General features: G+C 60.5%; 21 protein-coding genes. 15 read left to right on the forward strand and 6 right to left on the reverse strand.

Going from position 1 to position 22,732, the window contains the following annotated elements:
• Nucleotides 1–51: 51 nt before the first annotated feature.
• Nucleotides 52–1,497, reverse strand: a complete 1,446-nt coding sequence (locus BMZ10_RS22165) for a SulP family inorganic anion transporter (protein WP_093467219.1) — start codon at nucleotides 1,495–1,497, stop codon at nucleotides 52–54.
• Nucleotides 1,498–2,105: 608 nt separating this feature from the next.
• Here BMZ10_RS22165 and BMZ10_RS22170 point away from each other — a divergent pair.
• Both BMZ10_RS22170 and zapE read left to right on the forward strand, forming a co-directional pair.
• A complete protein-coding gene (locus BMZ10_RS22170; protein ID WP_093467222.1) occupies nucleotides 2,106–3,314 on the forward strand; it encodes an MFS transporter in 1,209 nt (402 codons plus the stop codon).
• A gap of 9 nt (nucleotides 3,315–3,323) precedes the next feature.
• A complete protein-coding gene (gene zapE, locus BMZ10_RS22175) occupies nucleotides 3,324–4,445 on the forward strand; it encodes a cell division protein ZapE (RefSeq protein ID WP_093467225.1) in 1,122 nt (373 codons plus the stop codon).
• 44 nt (nucleotides 4,446–4,489) lie between these two features.
• On the opposite strand, the gene rarD is transcribed toward zapE, so the two are convergent.
• Nucleotides 4,490–5,374 (reverse strand): EamA family transporter RarD, encoded by an 885-nt coding sequence (gene rarD, locus BMZ10_RS22180; protein ID WP_093467228.1) that lies wholly within the window; start codon nucleotides 5,372–5,374, stop codon nucleotides 4,490–4,492.
• A 262-nt stretch (nucleotides 5,375–5,636) separates the two neighbouring features.
• Here rarD and BMZ10_RS22185 point away from each other — a divergent pair, with 262 nt between their 5' ends.
• Together BMZ10_RS22185 and BMZ10_RS22190 are read left to right on the forward strand one after the other, a co-directional pair.
• Entirely contained in the window at nucleotides 5,637–6,278 is a 642-nt protein-coding gene (locus BMZ10_RS22185) for an HD domain-containing protein (protein WP_093467232.1), read from the forward strand.
• A 283-nt stretch (nucleotides 6,279–6,561) separates the two neighbouring features.
• Entirely contained in the window at nucleotides 6,562–7,713 is a 1,152-nt protein-coding gene (locus BMZ10_RS22190) for an MFS transporter (RefSeq protein ID WP_093467235.1), read from the forward strand.
• A gap of 28 nt (nucleotides 7,714–7,741) precedes the next feature.
• On the opposite strand, the gene BMZ10_RS22195 is transcribed toward BMZ10_RS22190, so the two are convergent.
• The gene (locus tag BMZ10_RS22195; RefSeq protein WP_093467238.1) at nucleotides 7,742–8,179 is read right to left on the reverse strand and encodes a carboxymuconolactone decarboxylase family protein; all 438 of its coding nucleotides are present in this window, start codon (nucleotides 8,177–8,179) and stop codon (nucleotides 7,742–7,744) included.
• A gap of 239 nt (nucleotides 8,180–8,418) precedes the next feature.
• On the opposite strand from BMZ10_RS22195, the gene BMZ10_RS22200 reads away from it, so the two are divergent.
• Nucleotides 8,419–9,318 carry an alpha/beta fold hydrolase gene (locus tag BMZ10_RS22200; protein ID WP_093467241.1) on the forward strand — a complete coding sequence of 300 codons (900 nt, stop codon included), beginning with the start codon at nucleotides 8,419–8,421 and terminating at the stop codon, nucleotides 9,316–9,318.
• Here the strand turns inward: BMZ10_RS22200 and BMZ10_RS22205 are convergent.
• A complete protein-coding gene (locus BMZ10_RS22205; protein WP_093467244.1) occupies nucleotides 9,313–9,816 on the reverse strand; it encodes a multidrug/biocide efflux PACE transporter in 504 nt (167 codons plus the stop codon). The two genes, BMZ10_RS22200 and BMZ10_RS22205, sit on opposite strands and share 6 nt — an antisense overlap.
• Nucleotides 9,817–9,922: 106 nt before the next feature.
• Between BMZ10_RS22205 and BMZ10_RS22210 the strand changes: the two genes are divergently transcribed.
• Complete coding sequence (locus BMZ10_RS22210) at nucleotides 9,923–10,810, forward strand: LysR family transcriptional regulator (RefSeq protein WP_093467247.1); 888 nt, start codon at nucleotides 9,923–9,925, stop codon at nucleotides 10,808–10,810.
• A 169-nt stretch (nucleotides 10,811–10,979) separates the two neighbouring features.
• On the opposite strand, the gene BMZ10_RS22215 is transcribed toward BMZ10_RS22210, so the two are convergent.
• A complete protein-coding gene (locus BMZ10_RS22215) occupies nucleotides 10,980–11,906 on the reverse strand; it encodes a LysR family transcriptional regulator (protein ID WP_093467250.1) in 927 nt (308 codons plus the stop codon).
• Nucleotides 11,907–12,170: 264 nt separating this feature from the next.
• On the opposite strand from BMZ10_RS22215, the gene BMZ10_RS22220 reads away from it, so the two are divergent.
• From BMZ10_RS22220 to BMZ10_RS22240, 5 genes are all read left to right on the forward strand, one after another.
• Complete coding sequence (locus BMZ10_RS22220) at nucleotides 12,171–12,899, forward strand: DUF969 domain-containing protein (protein ID WP_093467253.1); 729 nt, start codon at nucleotides 12,171–12,173, stop codon at nucleotides 12,897–12,899.
• On the forward strand, nucleotides 12,896–13,846 hold the full coding sequence (locus BMZ10_RS22225) for a DUF979 domain-containing protein (RefSeq protein ID WP_093467256.1): 951 nt from the start codon (nucleotides 12,896–12,898) through the stop codon (nucleotides 13,844–13,846). Before BMZ10_RS22220 ends, BMZ10_RS22225 begins: the two co-directional genes overlap by 4 nt.
• Nucleotides 13,847–14,222: 376 nt before the next feature.
• On the forward strand, nucleotides 14,223–15,143 hold the full coding sequence (rbsK, locus tag BMZ10_RS22230; RefSeq protein WP_093467259.1) for a ribokinase: 921 nt from the start codon (nucleotides 14,223–14,225) through the stop codon (nucleotides 15,141–15,143).
• Nucleotides 15,144–15,222: 79 nt separating this feature from the next.
• On the forward strand, nucleotides 15,223–16,554 hold the full coding sequence (fucP, locus tag BMZ10_RS22235) for an L-fucose:H+ symporter permease (RefSeq protein WP_093467262.1): 1,332 nt from the start codon (nucleotides 15,223–15,225) through the stop codon (nucleotides 16,552–16,554).
• Entirely contained in the window at nucleotides 16,551–17,636 is a 1,086-nt protein-coding gene (locus tag BMZ10_RS22240) for an aldose 1-epimerase family protein (RefSeq protein WP_093467264.1), read from the forward strand. Before fucP ends, BMZ10_RS22240 begins: the two co-directional genes overlap by 4 nt.
• A gap of 305 nt (nucleotides 17,637–17,941) precedes the next feature.
• On the opposite strand, the gene deoR is transcribed toward BMZ10_RS22240, so the two are convergent.
• Entirely contained in the window at nucleotides 17,942–18,706 is a 765-nt protein-coding gene (deoR, locus tag BMZ10_RS22250; RefSeq protein ID WP_093467267.1) for a DNA-binding transcriptional repressor DeoR, read from the reverse strand.
• 134 nt (nucleotides 18,707–18,840) lie between these two features.
• On the opposite strand from deoR, the gene deoC reads away from it, so the two are divergent.
• From deoC to BMZ10_RS27540, 4 genes are all read left to right on the forward strand, one after another.
• Nucleotides 18,841–19,521 (forward strand): deoxyribose-phosphate aldolase, encoded by a 681-nt coding sequence (gene deoC / locus BMZ10_RS22255; protein WP_093467270.1) that lies wholly within the window; start codon nucleotides 18,841–18,843, stop codon nucleotides 19,519–19,521.
• A gap of 316 nt (nucleotides 19,522–19,837) precedes the next feature.
• Nucleotides 19,838–20,326, forward strand: coding sequence for an Hcp family type VI secretion system effector (locus BMZ10_RS22260; RefSeq protein WP_093467273.1), 489 nt, complete (start codon nucleotides 19,838–19,840; stop codon nucleotides 20,324–20,326).
• Nucleotides 20,327–20,334: 8 nt separating this feature from the next.
• Complete coding sequence (locus tag BMZ10_RS22265) at nucleotides 20,335–21,312, forward strand: hypothetical protein (RefSeq protein ID WP_093467276.1); 978 nt, start codon at nucleotides 20,335–20,337, stop codon at nucleotides 21,310–21,312.
• Nucleotides 21,305–21,670 carry a hypothetical protein gene (locus BMZ10_RS27540; protein WP_143070323.1) on the forward strand — a complete coding sequence of 122 codons (366 nt, stop codon included), beginning with the start codon at nucleotides 21,305–21,307 and terminating at the stop codon, nucleotides 21,668–21,670. The genes BMZ10_RS22265 and BMZ10_RS27540 overlap by 8 nt, the downstream gene beginning before the upstream one ends.
• The last annotated feature ends 1,062 nt before the right edge of the window (nucleotides 21,671–22,732 follow it).

Consider the following 22,732-nt stretch of genomic DNA (forward strand, 5'->3'; position numbering starts at 1 on the left):
GCGCGAAAAAGTGGCGGCCCAAGCTGTCCACTGCCGGCCGTGGGGCGGCGTCTACGCGTGATGCACACCCGCGCGCTTGAGCAGTTGCTTGCAGCGCTCTGACAAGTGCACCACACGCAGATGCTTGCCAGCCTTCTGGTAGCGCTCGCGCAGGGTTTTCAGGGCAGCGATCGCCGAATAGTCGACGAAGCTCAGGTGCCGGCAGTCGAGGGTGACGTGATCAGGGTCGTTGAGGTGATCGAACTGATCCAGAAACGGCGTGGTGGAGGCGAAAAACAGCGTGCCGTGCAGGTGATAGATCTTGCTGCCATCGGCTTCGACATGGCTGTCGGCGTACAGCTCGCGCGCCTGCTGCCAGGCGAAGTTGAGCGCCGCAATGAGGATGCCGAACACCACGGCGGTCGCCAGATCCGTGAGCACCGTCACGAGGGTGACGGCGATGATCGCCAGCACATCATTGAGCGGCACCTTGCGCAGTACGCGCAGCGACGCCCAGGCGAATGTCTGCTGAGCGACCACGAACATCACGCCGACCAGCGCTGCCAGCGGGATGCGCTCGATCAGCGGCGACAGGAAAAGGACGAACATCAGAATCATCACCCCGGCGACGATGCCTGAGAGACGGCCCCGGCCGCCTGAGCTGAGGTTGATGACGGTCTGGCCGATCATCGCGCAGCCACCCATGCCACCGCAGACACCGGAGGTAATGTTTGCCACGCCCAGCGCCACGCACTCGCGATCCGGGTAGCCACGGCTTTCCGTGATTTCGTCGGTGAGATTAAGGGTGAGCAGGGTTTCCAGCAGCCCAACCAGCGCCATCAGGATGGCATAGGGCGCGATGATCAGCAGGGTGTCCAGATTCCAGGGCACGTCGGGCAGCGCGATATCCGGCAAGCCGCCGGCGATGTGGGCCATGTCGCCAAGGGTGCGGGTTGGCAGGCCGAACAGGAACACCAGCAGGCCGACGCCGAGAATGGCCACCAGCGCAGGCGGTACTGCGCGGGTCAGGCGCGGCAGCAGGTAAACGATGGCCATGGTCAGGGCGACCAGGCCGATCATCCAGTAGAGCGGGGTGCCGCTGAGCCAGGCGTCGCCGCTTTTGAAGTGTTCGAGTTGAGCCATGGCGATGACGATGGCCAGGCCGTTGACGAAGCCGAGCATCACCGGGTAGGGGACCATGCGCACCAGCTTGCCCAGGCGCAGCGCGCCAAAGGCGATCATCACCAGCCCGCCCAGCAGGACGGTCGCCAGCAGGTATTGCACGCCGTGCTGCACGACCAGCGCGACGATGACCACGGCCATCGACCCCGCAGCGCCGGAAACCATGCCGGGGCGTCCGCCGAACAGCGCAGTCAGCGTGCAGATGATGAAGGCGCCGTACAGGCCCATCAGTGGGTTGAGGTGCGCGACCAGCGCGAAGGCGATGCACTCGGGCACGAGGGCGAACGAGGTGGTGAGGCCGGCGAGAACGTCGGCGCGCAAACGAGCGGGCTTCATGAAATACCTGGGGAGAAGGGCGCAAAGGGTGGGGATGTTACGGAATGTGAGCGAATCGGGCCAGCCAGACATCGGCCGTGCGCCCGCAACATAGCTGTCAGGGCAGTGTTGCCAGCGACTGGATGGATGAGGCAAACGAGAACCGCCACCCGTACCGGCCTCTTCGTGAGCAAGCTCACTCCCACAGGGATTTCCAGGCACACCCAGATTCTCTGGCCAGACAGAAATCCCGTGGGAGCGCTTGCTCGCGAAGGCTGACTCCCAGCCGCCAGATCTCCACCCGACACACCGGATCTTCCCGGCTGAAGTCGGTCCTACAGGCGCTACACGCTTTTCCTAAAGACCGGCTGAAGCCGGTCCTACAGGCGCTACAAGCTTTTCCTAAAGACCGGCTGAAGCCGGTCCTACAGACGCTGTAAGTTTTTCGTAGGACCGGCTTTAGCCGGGAAGGCGGCGGGTGTTACGCCGCTAATCAAAGGGGGCTCCAAAGCGCTTATACGCGGAAAAAATCGCAGGGAAAAATTTCATCCCGGTGTCCAGTCAAGCGCGATTGTGTAACGATGTTTGGCTTGAATGACCACTGCCCCACTGTCGAGGACAGACCACGGATGCTCGCCGCGCTCAGACATTACCCTGCCTCAGTCAATCTCCTGCTGTCGTCGTCGCTGTTTCTGACGTTGGGCAGGGCGATCACCTTGCCTTATCTGGTGATCTATCTGTCATCGAACTTCACGCTGAGCATCAGCGACATCGGCATGGTGGTGGGCAGCGCCTTGATCGTCGGCTCGTTGCTCAGTCTGTATGGCGGCTACCTGACGGACAAATTGTCCAGCTACCGACTGATCCTGTGTTTCACCGGATTTTTCGTGGCCGGCTTCGTCGGCATGTGCGTGACCGGCCAGCTGTGGCTGTTCTTCCTGTTTCTGGTGTCGTTCAACTTCGCCTATTCAGTCATCGACATCGTCGTCAAGGCCGCTTTCGGCAAGCTGCTGCCGGTGGCCGAGCAAAGCAAAGTGTTTTCGGTGCGCTACACACTGATCAACATCGGCTACGCCGTCGGGCCGTTCATTGGCGCAGGGCTTGCGCAGTGGAACATGAAACTGCCGTTCCTGACGTCGGCCGCGCTGGGGCTGGGGTTCTTCGTGGTGTATGCGCTCTACGGTGACCGCCGGCTCAGCTCGGCGGACCCGGCCAACGCGCCGGTTTCGTTCGTGGCAGTGGGCCGGATCCTGCTTAAGGATTACCGGCTGGTCTGCTTCACCGTGGGTGGAGTGCTCAGCGCAGTGGTGTTCGGCCAGTTCACAGCGTACCTGTCGCAATATCTGGTCACCACCAGCACGCCGGAATTCACTTATCAGGTCATCAGTTCGGTGGTCGCGGTGAACGCGGCGGTGGTCATTTGCCTGCAGTATTTCGTGGGCCGCTACATCAGTCATCAGTACCTCAACCAGTGGCTGACGCTGGGTTTCAGCCTGTTTCTGGCCGGCGTCGTGGGCTTTGCGTTGTCCTCGACGGTGCTGCACTGGTCGCTGGCGGTGGCGGTGTTCACCCTGGGCGAAATCATCGTGTTTCCGGCCGAGTACATGTTCATCGACCGCATCGCCCCTGCTCATCTGCGCGGCATGTACTACGGCGCGCAGAACCTCTCCAACCTGGGCGGCGCGCTCGGCCCGGTGCTGTGCGGTTTTGCCCTGGCCACCCAGTCAGCGCACTTCATGTTCTATATGCTGGCGGGCTTCATCGTGGCGGGCGGGTGTTTTTATCTGTTGGGGGCGTCGTACTCCAGACGCCTCGAATCCTCTTCCCGTACGCGGTGACGTTTGTCGATGAGTGCGCTTTCTCCACTGGCAGCATGGCAGCAGGCCGTCGACACGCAGGGTTTTCAGGCAGACGAGGCGCAACGTCAGGCTGCCCGCGCGCTTGAGGCCTGCTGGCTGGCCCTGCGCGATGGCAAACCACATGCACCGCCCAAGGGCGTTTATCTGTGGGGCCCGGTGGGGCGTGGCAAAACCTGGCTCATGGACCGTTTTTACGAAGGCTTGCAGATTCCTGCGCGTCGCCAGCATTTCCATCACTTCATGCGCTGGGTCCATCAGCGTCTTTTTCAGCTCACGGGGGTGGCAAAGCCGCTGGATGTGCTGGCCCGGGAACTGAGCGAGGAAGTCAGGGTGCTGTGTTTCGACGAGCTGTTCGTCAATGACATCGGCGACGCGGTGATCCTGGGCGGCCTGCTGCGGGCGATGTTCGAGCAAGGTGTCGTGCTGGTCTGCACCTCTAATCAGCTGCCCGAGCAGCTGTATGCCACGGGGCATAACCGCGAGCGTTTCGTGCCAGCGATCACTGCGATCAATCACTACATGAACGTGGTCTGCGTGGATGGCGGTGAGGATCACCGTCTGCACCCGGGGCAGGCGCAGCAGCGTTACTGGGTCAAGGCCGGGCAGGGGCGCAGTGCACTGGTCGACGTCTTCGAACAACTGAGCAGTGGCGAGTCGGTGTCGATCCAGCCGGTGCCCCTCGGTCGGCGGCATCTGCCGGTGGTGCGCAGCAGCAAGACCGTGGTCTGGTGCCGTTACGCCGATCTGTGCGAACAGCCGCTGGCTGCCACAGATTTCATCGAATTGTGTGACCGCTACACGGCCGTGCTGCTCAGCGAGGTGCCGGCACTGAGCGCGCCGCAGCGCGAGGGGCGCATCGCGCGCGGCACCGAAGATGGCATCGAGCAGGTGGCGGCGGGGGATCGAGAACTGCCGCAGTTGTCACCTTACGACGACGGCGTGCGCCGCTTCATTGCGCTGGTCGACGAATGCTACGACCGCAAGGTGCCGCTCTACATCGAGGCTGAGCTGCCGATGCAGGCGCTCTACACCGAAGGTTATCTGGCATTCGCCTTTCGCCGCACGCTGAGCCGCTTGCAGGAAATGCAGCTGGCGCGCTTCGGGCGCTGAACCGCTGCTGCTGACCAAGGCCGCCTCGCCCTCGGCACGCGCTGTCAGGCCTGATTTCTGCGTCGCTGCACCAGCACATGTTTGGCTCCTTCGCCCACCAGCACCAGCACCGCCACCCAGATCGGCAGGTAGGTCAGCCATTCGTCGCGGCCAATGGTTTCGCCAAGCAGCAAGGCAACGCCGACCAGCAACACCGGTTCGACATAACTGAGCAGGCCGAACACGCTGAAGGCCAGCAAGCGGCTGGCGAGGATGTAGCTGACCAGCGCCGACGCACTGATCGCGCCGAGGATGGGGATCAGCGCATACAGCTTCGGCATCTGCTCGACCACCGACGGATTGCCCCGGCAGATGAACAGCAGCGCGGCAGGCAGAATCAGCAACATGTCCCACCAGAGGCCGCCCAGGTGGTCAGTCCTGATCCGCCGGCGCAGGACGAAATAGACCGGATAGCCCAGACACACCAACAGCGTTTCCCAGGAAAAACTGCCCAGCCGGAACAGTTCATTGCCCACGCCAATCAGCGCGCAGCAGGCCGCGATTTTCTGCAGACGGGACAAGTGCTCGCCGTAGACCACGCGGCCTGTGAGAATCATCGTTAGCGGCAGCAGGAAGTAGCCCAGCGACACCTCGAGGCTGCGGCCATGCAGAGGCGCCCACATGAACAGCCACAACTGGGCGCCGATCAATGCCGACGACAACACCATTGCACCCAGGAGGGCAGGCGTCTGGCGCACCCGAGCGGCGAGGCCGCGGGCAAGTTTCCAGTCGCCGCTGGACAGCATGAACAGCGTGATGCAGGGCAGGGTCAGCAGCATGCGCCAGCCGAAGATTTCTTCACCGCTCAATGGCTTCAGCAATGAGGTGTAGTAGTACATGACCGCGAAGAGGCAGGAGGCCATGACCGATAGTGCGACACCCTTGTACACGGGGGCTCCTTGGTTCGGTTCTTGTGGGAGAAAACGTCACCTGCTGTCAGGCTCTTTCGGCCTGCTTGCGGGAAACGGCGCACAGTCTATCCGAAGCGTTCGCGGCGGACGGTCAGCTATCTGGTAAACAGCAGATCGGCTGGCAGTAAACGATGCACGTTTGGCAGAGAACGAGACCGCGTGCCGATTGAGCGCGACCCCTGCCTGCCGGAGACTTGTCCTCAACGCGCCATGCCGGCGCGACCGATTGAGGAAGACCGCCATGAGCCAGGAAATCGCCGGTATCAAGATTCCCGACAGCGCACTTGCCCGCGCCACCACCGACTACATCCGCGATCAGGAAGACGACCTGCTGTTTCACCATTCCCGTCGCGTATTCCTCTGGGGAGCGTTGACCGGTGAACGCAAAGGTTTGAAGTATGACGCCGAACAGCTGTACGTCGGCGCGATGTTCCACGACCTGGGCCTGGTGGAACAGCACCGCAGCCCGGACCTGCGCTTCGAAGTCGACGGCGCCAATGCCGCCCGTGCCTTCATGAAGCCGTTCGGCTTGTCCGAAGGCGACATGGAACAGGTCTGGCTGTCGATTGCGCTGCACACAACGCCCGGCGTGCCCGAGCATCTGCGGCCGAACGTGGCACTGGTGACGGCGGGTGTCGAAATGGACGTACTCGGGATCAAGTACGAGCAGTTCAGCGATGAGCAGCGCGAGACCGTGACCCATGCCCATCCGCGGGGCGAGGCATTCAAGGAATGCATCATCTGCGCGTTTGCCAACGGCTTCCGGGCGAAACCGGACACCACTTTCGGCACCGTCAACGCCGACGTGCTGGTGGATGAAGACCCGACGTTCAAACCGCTGAACTTCGTCGACATCATCCGCAAGTCGCCGTGGAAAGCCTGACTTTCACGCGTCGATAAATCCGGGCAGTGAGCGTGTTCGCGAACGCGGTGTGTCAGTCAGCGTTGCTGTGTCTGAATGACCGCCTTCGCGAGCGAGCGCTTGATCGCAGGTGGCGTTCGGCCTGATAACGTCGGGCCTGCCTGTGGCTGTCACGCCCTTTGAGGCATTCCTGAGGGCAATTCCCGCGACATCCTTCCTTCGGCATCGCCACAACCTTTGTTACGCTTGTTTTTGCCGGCCCATGGCGGCGGGCAGGATTCATCAACGCAGCAAGGGAGCGGCAATGACCTCTATCAGCACCGCAGTGCCCGTTATTCCCGGGCGGCTGGAACAGTTCTCGACCCGCGTCGCCTTCTTCATCACCGGTTTCAGCATCTCTGCCTGGGCGCCGTTGGTGCCCTACGCCAAAAGCCGGCTGGGGCTGGACGATGCCAGCCTCGGCTTGCTCCTGCTGTGCCTGGGTATCGGCTCGATCCTTTCGATGCCGCTGGCGGGGGCCGCAACCGTGCGTTTCGGCTGTCGGCGCATCATCGTCGTGGTGGGCAGCATCGCTTGCCTGTGCCTGCCACTGCTGGCGACGCTGACCCACATGCCGTCGATGGTGGCGACATTGTTCATCTACGGCGCCAGCATGGGCGCGCTGGGTTGCGTCACCAATATTCAGGCGATCATCGTCGAGCGCGCCAGCGGCAAAACCATGATGTCAGGCTTTCACGGCCTGTTCAGTTGCGGCGGCATCATCGGTGCCGCCGGTGTGTCGGCATTGTTGAGCGCGGGCGTGTGGCCGTGGCTGAGCATGACCCTGGTGGCGCTGTTCATCGCCATCGCCTTGTACAAGGCCGCGCCGCATCTGCTCGCGTACGGCAGCGATGCCGGAGGACCGGCCTTCGCGGTTCCCCGCGGCGTGGTGCTGTTCATCGGCTTGATGTGCTTTACGGTGTTTCTCACCGAAGGCGCGATGCTGGACTGGAGCGCGGTTTTCCTCAGTGCGCAGCGGGGCGTCGAAGCGTCTTATGCAGGATTCGGTTACGCCGTGTTCGCCCTGGCCATGGCCATCGGCCGGCTGTGCGGCGATCCGGTCGTGCGGCGCCTGGGCGTGCACCGCATCATTCTGTTTGGCGGCCTGTGCGCCGCCATCGGCATGGCCGTGGCGACGCTGGTTCCCACCTGGCAGGCGGCCTTGTGCGGCTACGCGCTGGTCGGGCTTGGCTGTTCGAATATCGTCCCGGTGTTCTACAGCGCTGTGGGGCGGCAGAAGACCATGCCCGAAACCGTTGCCGTTCCGGCCATCACGACGCTGGGTTACATCGGCATTCTGATGGGCCCGGCCGGCATCGGTTTCGTCGCCCACCTGAGCAGCCTGGGCGTTGCATTTCTTGTCATCGCCGTGATGCTGCTGGGTGTGGCGCTCAGTGGCCGTTACCTGAAAGTCTGAAGCGCAGACGGCGGCGGTGCCCGGTGACTCACGCCGGCACCATCGCGAAACCTACGCCGAAGCGGTTCCAGGCATTGATGGTGGCAACGGCCAGGGTGATGTTGGCGACATCCGCTTCGGAGTAATGGGCGAGCAGCGCTTCATACTGGTGTTGAGGCGCGTGATGGACCGGTAACAGCGTCAGGCTCTCCACCCAGGCAAGGACGACCTTCTCCTTTTCAGTGAAGAATTCGGTTTCTGCCCACACGCTGAGTGTCTGCAGCCGCGCTTCGGTCTCGCCGGCCTTGCGCGCGTCGTTGGCGTGCATGTTCACGCAATAGGCGCAGCCATTGATCTGCGAAGCGCGCAGGCGGATGAGTTCCAGCAGCGAGTGGTCCAGGCCGGATGCGGCCAGCGCGGCCTCAAGGCCCAGCATGGCTTTGTAGGCTTGCGGCGACTTTTGCGCCCAGGCAATTCTCTTGTTCATGTCAGCGTCTCCGATGAAACAGTCAGGAAGGTTCGTAAGCGGTGGCGCTACATTACGCGGGCGAGCGTGGGCTTCGAATAGCCAATGAATCGGGATTGAGGGAGACCAATTGCCCTTTGCGTGGTCTTTAATCCGGGTCGACTGTCGACACGCAGTCACCCACACCACGGCCATATGCAGGCCTCGCCGCGCCTGCCCTTTGGGGTGGCATGCGGGCACAACGTCAGAAGGAGCGAGCCATGTTTGTCGGATTCCAGAAAGATCAGCGTCAGGTCAATGGCGTGCAGATCGCTTACCGGGTCGGAGGCAGCGGCCCGGGGCTGCTGCTGTTGCACGGCCACCCGCAGACCCATGTCATCTGGCACAAGATCGCCGAGCGCCTGAGCCAGCATTTCACGGTGGTTGCCGCCGACCTGCGCGGCTATGGCGACAGCAGCAAGCCTGCTGCCACCGCCGACCACGCCCCTTACGCCAAGCGCGAAATGGGCCGCGACATGATCGAGTTGATGCAAGCCTTGGGCTTCGCTGACTTTTCTGTGCTTGCCCATGATCGCGGCGCACGCGTCGCCCATCGGATGGCGCTGGATCATCCCGGCGTGATCCAGCGCATGGCGCTGCTCGACATCGCCCCGACGCTTGCGATGTACAGCCAGACCAATGAGGCCTTCGCTCGAGCCTACTGGCACTGGTTCTTCCTGATCCGCCCGGCGCCGCTGCCGGAGACGTTGCTGCAAGCCAATCCGGAACAGTATCTGCGCAGTGTCATGGGGACGCGAAGCGCAGGGCTGGCGCCGTTCACCGATGAGGCGTTCGCCGAATACCTGCGCTGCGCCAACCTGCCCGGCGCGGCCCGGGGTGTCTGCGAAGACTACCGCGCCAGCGCCGGCATCGACCTTGAGCATGACCGCGCCGACATCGCCGCTGGCAATCATTTGCAACTGCCGCTACTGGTGCTGTGGGGCGCCGACGGCACGGTCGGCAAATGCTTCGAGCCGCTGAATGAGTGGCGCAAGGTCGCGACGGATGTGCGCGGTCAGGCATTGCCGGGCGGTCACTACCTGGCCGAAGAGATACCGGATGAATTGCTGGCGAACGTGCTGCCGTTTCTCCTGGGGCATGCACGCGCCGGAGGGCTATAAAGACGACCGGTCTGGCCGCGGGTTCGGGCGCTGCCCGCGTTTGCCATGACCACGCCGCATCAGTCGCTCGCGCAGTTGGTCGTACGCCAGGTTGAACAGCAGGGTGTACGGCAAAAACAACAGCAGCAGACCGATGTCCAGCACAAAGGCTTCCAGCAGACTGATCGACAGCCACCACGCGGCCAGCGGCACGACGGCGACGATCAGGCCGCTCTCGAAGGACAGGGCGTGCAGCGCGCGGGTCTTGAGGCTCATCGCAAATCCGAAGCGTGCGCGCAGACGGTCGAACGCGGCGTTGAACAGCATGTTCCAGAGCATCGCGATGGTGGAAATCATCACCGTCATCGCGCCCATCTTGCCAAGCGACTGGCCGAGCACCCAGGCAAGGCCCGGTGCGAACACCAGAACACCGATGACTTCGAACAGCAACGCGTGCAGCGCGCGTTCCCGGAGCGACTTTTTATCAACGGCCGACGCGGTGGCCTTACTGATGGGCATGAGTGCGGATTTCCTTGCTGGGCAGAGGTGCATTGTCGCGACGCGATGGACTAAAGTGAAAATCGTTACCATCGGAAAAACCGATGGAAGAACAAGAGATGGAGCCATGAGCTATTCCCCCGAAGCCCTGGAAGCCTTCGCCCAGACCATTGCGCTGGGTTCATTCAGCGCAGCAGCCAGGCGGCTGGGGAAAAGCCAGTCGACGATCAGCGAGGCGATCTCGCGACTGGAAATCGATCTGGGCGTCGAACTGTTCGATCGCTCGTCAAGGCATCCGGCGCTCACCGAAGCAGGAAAAGCCCTTCATGGACGTATCGAAGAAGTGCTCGCGGCGTCGGACAAGCTGCGGCGCGCCGCCGGACGCCTGGCCGAAGGCATGGAGCCCCGGCTGACACTGGTGCTGTCGGACGCCAACCAGTTCGCCGAATTCGAGGCGCGCATGGCGGAACTCGATCAACGCTTTCCCGAGCTGGAGCTTGAATGCGTGTTTGCCGAGCATGGCGACGCGATCAACCTGATCCAGTCGGGCCGGGCGTCGTTGGGATTGCTGTCGGCGCAGGCCAGCTATCCGCCGGAAGTCGGCCACGCGACCATCGCCGAGCGCGCCGATTTCGGCCTGTTCGTTTCCCACCAGCACCCGCTGGCCAGCGAAGGCACGGTGGATTACCGGCAGCTGGCGCAGCACCGCGCGCTGCGATTGAACACCATCGTCGACGAGAGCATCCCGACTGATGATCTGCCCAGCGGCGCACGCCGCACCTGGTCTGCGCCCAATTACCTGTTGTTGATGGACATGGCGATTTTCGGCTTTGGCTGGTCGGCATTGCCACGCTGGCTGGTGCGCGGTTATGCCCAGGGACGACTCAAAGAGCTGCAGGTGCCCGGCTGGCCACGCAGCTCGGCGGTGGATGTGATCTGGTCGCGGCAGAAAAGCCTGGGGCCGGCGGGGGCGTGGTTGCTGGACACGTTGCTCGAAGGGCGCGGCGACTATTGAGCGTCCAGTGCGAAGCCATGTGGATCGGCGATCGTGCTGCTCTTCTGAGCCGTAGAGGGGCAAACGTCCCGGCAATGCCCCGATTCGGCGCCCGCGACTGAACGTATTCATACATCTGCGGGCAAGCGCTCCCGCGCAGAATCGGGTTTCATCTGCGGCGCTGCCGTGCTCAATCTGAGGAAGCCTGCAGCACAAACCCCGCCGGCATGTCCTGGGCGAACTCGTTCACCACCTCCCGCGTGAGCCCGATGATGTCTTCCACCAGCTCCATTCCCGCACCGGTGCGCCAGCTGGCGACGATGTCCATTACCGGTGGCAACGGCACGTTTTCGATGCGCGTCAGCACGCCTTGCGCCAGTTCGCCGTGCACCAGGGTGACGGGCAGGGCGCCAATGCCAAAGCCGTCGCGCACCAGCCGGGTGATGGCCGAGGCCGAATTCACGCAGTTGATTCGCGGGGTGATGATGTTGGCCGAGTGCAGCATATTCAGGATGTCCTGATGGGGCCTGGAGTTGCGCGAAAACGTGACGATGCGCTGCTGGGCAATGTCCTCCAGCGTCACGCCCGGGCGGTCGAACGCCGAGCCTGCCGGCACTACCCATTGCAGCGGATAGCGCGCCAGCACCGCGTTGCGCACGGTGTCGAACCGCAGCACGTCGGTCTGGAAAATGATGTCCTGATAGCCCTTTTCCAGTTGCGCACACAGGTTGCTGGCCGTCTCGGCGGTCAGCTCGATTTCCAGGTTCGGGTAACACTTCATCAGCCGTGTTACCAGCGGGCTAAGCCAGGTGTGTATCACCGTATCCATCGCGCCGATGCGGATTCGCCCGCGCACCTGGCTGGGGTCCTTGATCGCCGCTTTCATGTTCTGCATCGTGTCCATGATGTGCTCGGCGTACTCCAGCACGCGCAGGCCTTCGGAGGTCAGCGACACGCCTTTGGAGTCCCGCACGAAAAGCCGCACGCCCATTTCATCCTCCAGTGCAGCGATCCGGCTGGAGATGGAAGCCTGGGTGCTGAACAGTTTTTCCGCGGTCAGACGAAAGCTTTTCAGCCGTGCGACCCAGACAAAAGTTTCCAGAAACTTGAGGTTCACCGAGCGATTTCCTTAAACATTTAGCGTTGCCGACGGCCTGGTTGCAGAACCATTCTGCTTGCTGTCGCCGTCGGCATGGGAGCAGACGTGCTGTACGGACAGCAGGTTGCATGCCACCGCCCCAACAGAAAATTTTATGAGGCATAACGGTTTTTTCCCGTTGGACGCAGCGTCCCGGCCTGCCGAAAGATGGTCGCAGGGGCAGGAGAGCGGCGGCCAGTGTGTGCAACCGGGTCAACGCATCCCAACAACGAGAATTCCATCATGCAAACCGCTATCAACCTCTGGCCGCTGCTCGGCGTGCTGGTCATCGTCACAGGCTTCGTGCTGCGCTTCAATCCGATGCTGGTGGTGGCACTCGCAGCGCTGGCCACCGGCCTTGCCGCGAGCATGCCGCTGGAAACGATTCTGGCGACCATCGGCAGCGGCTTCATCAAAACCCGCACGCTGCCGCTGATCATCTTGCTGCCGCTGGCCGTGATCGGCTTGCTGGAGCGCCACGGCCTGCGGCTGCACGCGCAGAACTGGATCGCACGTTTCACGCAGGCCACCGCGGGGCGCCTGTTGATCGCCTATCTGTTCGTGCGGGAAACCACGGCGGCATTAGGGCTGACCAGCCTGGGCGGGCATCCGCAAATGGTCCGTCCATTGCTCGCGCCGATGGCGGAAGGCGCCGCCGAATCGCGCTTCGGCAAGTTGCCCGAGGCGCTGCGCATCAAGCTCCTGGCGCTGTGTGCGGCCACCGACAATGTCGGGCTGTTCTTCGGCGAGGACATTTTCGTGGCGTTTGGTGCCATTGCCCTGATGCACACCTTCCTGCTCGGCTCGGGTATCGACGTCGACCCCATGCACATTGCCCTCTGGGGCATTCCGACGGCGATCTGCGCCTTCGTCATTCACGCGGTTCGCCTGCATCGTTTCGATCGACGCCTGAGCCGCGAGCTGCAGGCAGCGTCGCAGACTGCTGCGACGGCGAAGGAGGTGACGCCATGATCATTTCCATTCAATACCTGTATTGGCTGGCGGGGGTGATCCTGGTCATCACCGCCTTCATGACCGCCACTGACCGCAGCAACCCCAAACGGTGGAGCACGGGACTGTTCTGGGGACTGTTTGCCGTCGCGTTTCTGGCCGGTGAGCAGTTGCCGCCCGTGTGGGTCGGTGTCGGCGTGATTGTCATGGCGCTGATTGCAGGCTGTGGCGGCGTCGGTTTCGGTCAGCACGATAACCTGCCGGACAAGGCGCGACGCGAGAGCGCGGGGCGTCTGAAGAACAGACTGTTCATTCCGGCGCTGGCCATTCCACTGGTCACGGTCATCGGTGCGGTGCTGCTGAAGAACATCAAGTTCGGCGACGTCTTCCTGCTCGACCCGGCCAACAGCACGTTTGTCTCATTGGGTATTGGCAGCCTTGTTGCGCTGGCACTCGCCTGCTGGCTGACCCGCGACACGCCTGTGCAGGCCATGCGTGAGTCAAGAAGACTGACCGAAGCACTGGGCTGGGCGCTGGTGCTGCCGCAGATGCTCGCGATGCTCGGTCTGGTGTTCAACGATGCCGGGGTCGGCAAGGCGGTGGCGCACTTGGCGACGGCCTACATCAATCTGGATTTCCGTCTGGTGGCGGTGATGGTGTACGTGCTGGGCATGGCCTTGTTCACCATCGTCATGGGGAACGGATTCGCGGCATTTCCGGTGATGACCGGCGGCATCGGCGTGCCAGTGCTGGTGGGGATGTACGGCGCCAATCCGGCGGTCATGGCGGCCATCGGCATGTTCTCCGGTTACTGCGGCACGTTGATGACGCCGATGGCCGCGAACTACAACATCATCCCGGCGGCCCTGCTGGAATTGCCCGACAAGTACGCGGTCATCAAGGCGCAGATCCCAACGGCGCTGGCGATGCTGGTGGCCAATATCCTGCTGCTGTACTTCCTGATGTAGCGAGGGACGAGGTCGTCGTTAAACCTTCAGACGCGGTGCTCCAGAAAACCCACCGTCCACCTTTCGCCGATTCCAGGACAGGCGGAGCGCCACCCTCTCAGCATCGTCGGATGCGGATGATTTTTTCCGTCATTTGATGTCCGCGCAAACGATTGCGACCACCGGTTGTCTGTATTGACCAGCGGTCCCAACCTCTCTGAATCAGCGTTCCGAGCGGGCCAGACAGCGATGTCTGGCCGTTTTTGTCTGCGGGTGGCCATTGCCCTGCAAAATAGAGGTTGAATAGTCACAGAAAATGTTATTTAAATAACAAAAATAATAACGCCACGGCCGTTCACTCTTGGGAACGCCGCGCGTGAACAAGGTAAATACACACATGAACAAGATCGCGGTCATCGGCAGCAACATGGTGGATTTGATCACCTACATCGACCGGATGCCGGCGCAAGGTGAAACCCTCGAAGCGCCGAATTTCGCCATGGGTTGCGGCGGCAAAGGGGCCAACCAGGCCGTCGCGGCCGCCAAACTGGGGGCCGACGTACTGATGCTGAGCAAGGTCGGCGATGACATGTTCGCCGACAACACGCTGGCCAACTTCCAGCGTTTCGGCATCGACACTCAGTTCGTACAGCGGGTGCCGGACGTTTCCAGTGGCGTGGCGCCCATCTTCGTGCAGAGCGATTCGCACAACAGCATCCTCATCGTCAAAGGCGCCAACGCCCACCTCAAACCCGCTGACATCGACGCCGCCCAGGCCGCCTTGCGCGACTGCAAGCTGATCGTTCTGCAGCTGGAAATCGAGCTGGAAACCGTCTACTACGCCATCGATTTCGCCAAAGCCAACGGCGTTCCGGTGCTGCTCAATCCGGCGCCTGCCGTCAAAGGCCTCAGCCGCGCGCATCTGGCACAGCTGGACTTCTTCATTCCCAACGAAACCGAGCTGGCGCTGATCACCGGCCACGTCGTCGATTCGCTGGAGTCCGCCCGTTCCGCGGCGCTGCAACTGGTCCAGGACGGTATTCGCCACGTGATCGTGACCCTCGGTGAAAAAGGCGCGCTTTACGTGGGCGAGGAGGGTGAGTTTCGCGTCGACGGCATCAAGGTCGATGCCCGCGACACCACGGGAGCCGGGGATGCCTTCATCGGTTGCTTTGCCCGTCACTGGAGCGAAAACGGCGACATGCGGCACGCCATGACGCAGGCAGTTGCCTACTCAGCCTGCTCGGTCACAGGTTTCGGTACACAGAGTTCCTACCCGGACGCTGCCTCGTTCGGGCGCTTTCTCGACACGCTGTAAATCACTCAAGCACTGCCTCGCCTGACCGGCCGGTTTGATCGGCGTGGCGGGGCAGGTTCGCACTTCACGGAGAACAACAATGACAAAGCCTGCGCTCCAACAATCCCCGGACGGGTTCTACCTGAACCGCACGCCCTGGTTTGCCTTCCTGCTGCTGTGCTGTTGCTTCGCCCTCTGGGCGGCGGCCGCGAGCATGAACGATGTGCTCATCGCCCACTTCAAGAAAGCGTTTCTGCTGAGTGATTTCCAGACGGCCTTCGTGCAGTCGGCGTTTTATCTGGGCTACTTCTTTGTGGCGATTCCGGCGGCCATGGTGGTCAGACGTTTCAGCTACAAGACCACCATCCTCATCGGCCTGTTGCTGTACATGGTGGGCTGCTCGCTGTTTTTCCCGGCGGCGTCCATGGCCAAGTACGGGATGTTTCTGATGGCGCTGTTCGTCATCGCCGCTGGCCTGTCGTTTCTTGAAACCGCCTGTAACACCTACTCGACGCTGATGGGGCCCCGCGAAACCGGCACCCGTCGGCTGAACATTTCGCAGACCTTCCACCCGTTCGGCGCGATGGCCGGTGTCTATGTCGGCAGCTTCGTGATGTTCAAGGACACCGACGCCACTCGTGAACAGTTAACCCAGATGAGCGCCTCCGAAGCTGCGCTTCAGCAACTGGACATGATCCAGTCGACGCTGCTGCCGTACAAATGGATGATCGCGGTGCTGATTCTGATGTTCGTGCTGATTGCGTTCACTCGATTCCCGGCCTGCAAGGGCAATATCAAAGACGTCGCGAAAAAGAGCAGCATCGGCCAGAGCCTTTCTCGCCTGTGGCGCAATCCGCGCTTTACCTTCGGTGTGCTGGCGCAGTTCCTTTATGTTGGCGCGCAAGTGGGCGTGTGGAGTTTCACCATCCGCCTGGCGATGCAGATGGGCGGGATGAACGAGCGCAGCGCGTCGTGGTTCCTGCTGACCACCTTTGCCGCCTACTTCGTCGGCAAGATGATCGCCAACCTGCTGATGCGCAGACTGCACCCGGCCAAGGTGCTGGCCATTTACGGCGTGCTGACCATCGTGCTGCTGGCGTACACCATTCTGGTGCCGAACATCAGTGCGGTGTATGCGGCGGTGGGCGTGAGCATCTTCCTCGGTCCGTGCTGGCCGACCATCTACGGCCTGACCATCGATGGCTTGGGCGAAGACACTGGTGTGGGCGGTTCCTTGCTGGTCATGAGCATTGTCGGCGGCGGTGTAATGCCGATTTTCCAGGGCCTGCTGTCCGACGCCACTCACGGCAACATGCAGATCGCCTATAGCGTGCCGCTGCTGTGCTTCGTCGTCATTGTCGCGTATGCCATCAAATGCATGCGTGACCCGCAACGCCAAACGGCGCCGGTCGGCGCGGTGACTGCATCATGACAACCATCGACAAGCGCACGACGATCCCGCTGTTTCCCGAGCTGTTCACCGGGGATGAAAAGACCCTGCTGGAGTCCACCGATTTTCGCGTCCAGGCCTGGACCTACCCCAGCGGCGTGAAGGCCCTTGCGCTGGAGAACAATCGCGGTCGGGTGGTGGTGCTGCCTTATCAGGGCCAGATGATCTGGTCGGCGGTGTTCGACGGCTGCGACCTGACCATGCGCAACATGTTCGATCAGCCGCGGCCAAGTCCGACGGTCATTGGCACTTACGGCTGTTTCATGTTTCACAGCGGCCTCTTGCGCAACGGCTGCCCGACGCCCGTTGACGATCATCCATTGCATGGCGAGATGCCTTGCGCGCCGATGGACAGCGCCTGGCTCGAGATCGGAGAGGATGCAGAAGGGGCGTTTTTGCGGATAGGCGGTGAGTATGAGTATGTGATGGGCTTCGGCGATCATTATCGTGCGCGGCCTAGCGTCACCCTGCGCGCGGGCTCGGCGCTGTTCGACATCGGCATGGACGTGCGCAACCTGGCCGGCAAGCCGATGGAGTTCATGTACATGGCGCACATGAATTATGCCTACGTCGAGGGTGGGCGTTTCGTCGAGCCTCTGGGCGTTGAGCGTACACGGGTGCGCAGCAGTGTGCCCGCGCACGTGAAGCCGACGCCGGCGTGGTCGGCCTACATGGCCGAGCTGAGCGAAGACCCGTCACGTCTGCAAACGCTGGACACGCCCGGGTTGTACGACCCCGAGATCGTCTGCTTCTTCGACGGCGTGAAGGCAGATGCGAAGGGCAACGCGCATTTCCTGCTCAAGCACGCTGACGGGCCGGCGTTCTATACCCGCTACCAGCCGGACCAGTTCAACCATGCCGCACGCTGGATTCTGCACAACGCCGATCAGCAGGTCGCCGCTTTCATCCTGCCCGCGACCTGCGAGCCGGAAGGGTACCTGGCCGAGAAAGCCAAGGGTAACGTCAGGCTGCTCGCAGCGGGGGAAAGTGCGTTATTCAGCGTGAGAACGGGGTATCTGGCCGTCGGGGAAGTGCAACGGATCGAGGGTGATTTGAAACGCTGAGGACGACTTCCCGGCTAAAGCCGGTCCTACGAAAAGCTTGCAGCGTCTGTAGGACCGGGTTTAGCCGGGAAGAGGCCAGTATCGCCGCCGAAGATGCAGCGGCCGAAATGCAGCCTTCGCGAGCAAGCTCGCTCCTGCAGGTTTTGCGAATCCCCGGAAATCGGCAGCGCTGCACAGCCCGGTGGGAGTGAGCTTGCTCACGAAGAGGCCAGTATCGCCGCCGAAGATTCAGCGGCCGAAACGCAGCCTTCGCGAGCAAGCTCGCTCCTACGGGTTTTGCGGATGTCCGGGAATCGGCAGCGCGATCACATCACCAATTGCGCGCCATATCCCTGAATCAGATCGCGATACGGTTTGGGCAGTTTTTTGTCGGTCACCACCACATGGAAGTTGTCCAGCGTCGCGAAATGCGCGGTGCGCACGGCGTCGAACTTGGAGTGGTCGGCCAGCAGCATGCAGTGCCGGGCCTGGCGCAGCACCTTCTGTTTCACCTCGACCTCGTTGAAGTTGAAACACGTGACGCCAAATTCGTCACTGACGCCGGCGGCGGAAACGAACGCCCAGGTCAGACGGATCCCGTCCAGAATGGTGGCCTCGCTGTGGTGCTCGAATACCTGGTTCTTGCGATGAAAGGTTCCACCGCAAAGCACGATGCTGCAGTTGGGTTTCTGTTGCAGCTTGAGCAGGACATTGAGCGAGTTGCACACCGCGGTGAATTCGAGCGCTTCGGGAATGAAGTCGATGACAAATGGAATCGTCGTCCCGCAATCGAAAAACACCGTGTCACCCGGCTTGATGAACGCGGCGGCCAGCTTGCCGATGCGACGCTTTTCTTCGACATGGCGGGTGCCTTGCTCGGTGACTTTGTAATCACTGGCCTCGGACGGGTCGAACGCCAGCGTGATGTGGCCGCCGAGCAGATGAAATTTTTCGGGATGGCGACCCAGATCGCGACGCAAGGTCATCTCCGAAACATCCAGTAAGGCCGCCATTTCGCGCAAGTGTATGGCCTTCTGGTCTTGCAGGGCTTGCTGGATCAACTTGATGCGGTCGGATTTTTTACTGTCCACGGGCGTTCCGGCTGTCAATTGAATGTGGTAAAAAAGTAACACTTACTGTTATATATACAACATAAGCGATGTGCAAAGGCATGTGTTCCCATGCCCGTCGCCCGTCTCAGATTCTCTATCAGGAATGACCCGTCATGAAGATCGAACCCGCAGCACTTGCGCAGTATATAGACCATACGTTGCTGGCCGCTGACGCGACGCGCGAGCAGATCGCAACATTGTGCCGTGAAGCGCAAGAGCACGGATTCTATTCGGTGTGCGTCAACTCGGGCTACGTGCCGTATGCCGCTTCGCTGCTGAGCGGGCAACCGGTCAAAGTGTGTGCCGTCGTCGGCTTCCCGCTGGGCGCCGGCCTGAGTGACACCAAGGCATTCGAGGCGCAGCAGGCGATTGCCGCTGGCGCTGGCGAGATCGACATGGTGCTCAACATCGGCGCGTTGAAAGACGGTCTGTTCGACGCCGTGCATGACGACATTGCGGCCGTCAAGATGTCCTGTGGTGAGGTGCCGCTGAAGGTGATTCTGGAAACCTGCCTGCTCGATGACGCGCAAAAAAACCGCGCCTGCGAAATCTGCCGCGAACTCGACGTGGCGTTCGTCAAGACCTCCACCGGCTTCAGCCGCAGCGGCGCCACACTGGAAGACGTCGCGTTGATGCGCAAGGTGGTCGGAGCCGGGGTGGGCGTGAAAGCCTCCGGCGGCGTGCGCGACTACGCCACGGCTGTCGCGATGATCGAAGCAGGAGCAACGCGCCTGGGCACCAGTTCCGGTATCGCCATCGTCAGCGGCGCCCCGGCGTCTGGTTCGGGTTACTGATCAGATCTGCCGGAGCTCCACCGGGGATTCACCTTCTTCACTGCAAGAATGAATTCATCCGCGACAGATAAATAGTGCGCACGACAGGGGGGGGTGAACTGACATTGCTCCTTGCTGCCCCTGTCGCGCGCTCCACTTAGCGTCTCGGAATGACGACCTGCAGGTCGTCATTCTGAGTCAGTTTCCTGTAGGAAATATCGCTGACGGATTCAAAAATATCCTACGTTGTGCAGCGTGCCAGCCCACATCCCGACGCCTTGTATTACCGGAAAACTCCTGACCGCAGCATTCCTCAATGACGGTACGGAGCGGTTTTATGGCGTTTGATGCATTCATCAAAATTGATGGGATCGGTGGTGAGGCTTTGGATGAAAAGCACAAAGACTGGATTGAAATCACCGGGTACAACTTCGGCAGTCATCAAAGTACATCGGCCACTGCCAGTTCTGCGGGCGGCGCTTCATCCGGCCGCACGACACTCACCGATCTGACGTTCACCAAGTTCCTGGACAGCGCCAGTTGCGGGCTGATGGAAGCCTGCTGCGCAGGCGAACATGTGAAAGAAGTCAGGCTCGCACTCAACCGCGCCGGGGCCGAGAAGCTCAAGTATTTCGAAATCATCCTCGAAGAAGTGATCATTTCCGAGTACACGCAGAACGCCAGCTCGGGCGTGCCCCTTGAGATCGTGAAACTCAATTACGGGCGGATCAAAACCGTTTACACCCAACAGAAACGCACCGACGGCAGCGGCGGCGGCAACGTCGCGGGCGGGTGGGACCGAATCGGCAATAAAAAATACGCCTGAGGTGGTTCATGGCCGTTCCGTACAGTTTCATCAATCCCCGCATGCAGACTTATCAGGGCTTGAAATCCAGCGTCTCGCTGGCGGGCAAATCGCTGGCGAAGTTCGATACGCTCAACGCGCATATACGTGACAGCGTCGTGCTCGCGGGTGAGTTGGTCATCATCGGAGATCACTCAACCAAATCCTGCACCTCCCACGAGGCGTACCTGATGGCGAAAGCTGTCGAAGTGCACCACATGCTGCTCATCCATGGCATGGAAGGGGACAGCTACATCGTTGAGAACTATGACTTCCTGCAGGACATCCTCGAGAGAACCTCCGTTGCGACAGGCGTCGTCACCGATGGCTGGTCCCGACATCTGAAAAACATCGAAAGCAGTCTTGAAGAAATAAATACGCTGTACAAGAGCCATCTTTCCTCAGGGAAACTTCAAAACCGGGAACTCTTCTTTCAGAAGCGCGCACAGCTACAAGCCAAGATACAAAGCCAGTTGAGCAGCTACGCCAGCACCGGATCAGGCCTGGGCAGAAACAGCCGCATCAAGGATATGTTGGGACTGTCGACCAAGAGCTATCTGAAACACGGCGAAATCGCGCGATATGCCGACACCGTGGCGGGCGTGGCGAAAGCAGCGACCATCATCAAACGAGGCGGCTACATCGGCGTCGCGCTTGATGTGGCATCTACCTCGCTGGAGATCAGAGAGGCTTGTCTGGCGGGGGATGAGCGACAGTGCAGGAAGGCGCGGTATGTGGAGGGTGGGAAGTTGGTTGGGAGTTTGGGTGGGGCTGCGGCAGGGACTGCAGTCGGCATGAACGCATCTAAGTACCTTTGTTCGGTAATATTGGGTGCAGTGACGAAAGGGTTTGGCTCTACGGCTTGTGTCGTACTGGGTAGTGCCACCAGTGGTTGGGCGGGCGGTAAGATCGGCGAAAGCAAAGGTGAATCCGTTGGCGAATTGATTTATGGGGTTTCCATTGAGTAAATGGACAATAGAGGAGCTGGCGACTGTGTTGGTTATAGTGCCGTTGCCCGTTTTTTTTATATGGAGTGCTATTTGCTCCTATGTAATGGCTGATCGCCTCAAAAAAATATTTTCGAATAGCCCTATATTGCAGCAGGATCAGAGATTTGTCAGAAATCTCGGTCTGTTTGGAAAAATAATTACCTGTGGCTGTGTTTTTTTGATTTGCTTGACGCCGAAATTATCTGTGCGCCATGGCTTGGCATTAAAGTCGGAGCTGGAAAGCATGCCTAAAGAATTGAGGTTTTGGTTGTATCCGCCTTTTTTCGCGTTAAATTTATGGTTTGGTGCATTACTGCTATTAGGTATTGTTTACTGATGACGGCTGGGAACTTCCTCAGCTGGTAATTCTGTACTATCGTTAGAGGGCAAATGAGGACCCTATCACTAAAATCTCGTGGGCGGGAGGTGTGGCCGCCTTTGTGGCGCTTGGAAACAGTGGCGCTTCTTGGAAAGAAGGTGAACTTGGCGGCGGGGGAGCCGAAATGATTGGCGAAGCCATGTACGAGAAATAAATGATTAGGGAAAACATAACTGCGTTGATATCGGTAATAACAATTACGCCTCTGCCCTTTATCGCCGTTTGGGTGCTGGTTGTATCGCAAAAATTAGCAAGTAGGCTCGAGCCGATCTTTGAAATCAGTCCTCTCGTTTTGGAGAGTAAATGTTGGATGAAGCACATGGGGTTGGTAGGTAAGGTTTTATTCTGTAGCTCCATATTTGCTATATGTATCAATTGTCGATTTTGTATCTGGAAGGGGTGGGTTGATGAGAAAGAGGTTTTGGCTGTAACGCCTGAGTTAAAATTGGCGTTGTATCCACCGTTTATGGCCTGTGGGATTTGGACGTTGGCGCTGATCGCCTGCGATTATTTTATCTGGAGTCCGGCTCGGATTAGTTGAATGGCTCTTCAAGGCATAGTCCGATATCACCACCTAATGGCGGTAGGCATGCTCGGCTGGGCATTTAAGGAGAGCTGACAATAGGCGGATGTATCTGTCTTATCGGCCAGATTTTTAGATCATACATCTGGCTCGACGTCGCGCTTCGTAATGAGATAGAGGCCATGTCAACAAATTAAAAAGTATGGCTATTTCCTCTTCTCATGGCATATTTTCTGAGGAGTTCAGCGCTATTGATCTGCGAACTAAAGCCAAGATGCACAGGCAGTTGAGCAGCTACGCCGACACGGTACCGCATGTTCTAAGGCCGCGACCATCATCAAACGAGGCGGCTACATCGGCGTTGCACTTGATGTGGCGTCTACGTCGCTGGAGATCAGAGAGGCATGCCTGGCGGGGGATGAGCGAAAGTGCAAAAAGGCGCGGTATGTGGAGGGTGGGAAGTTGGTTGGGAGTTTGGGGGGAGGCGCGGGGGCGGG

This window comes from Pseudomonas sp. NFR16, from assembly GCF_900108875.1.
In the GTDB taxonomy this organism is placed as follows: Bacteria; Pseudomonadota; Gammaproteobacteria; order Pseudomonadales; family Pseudomonadaceae; genus Aquipseudomonas.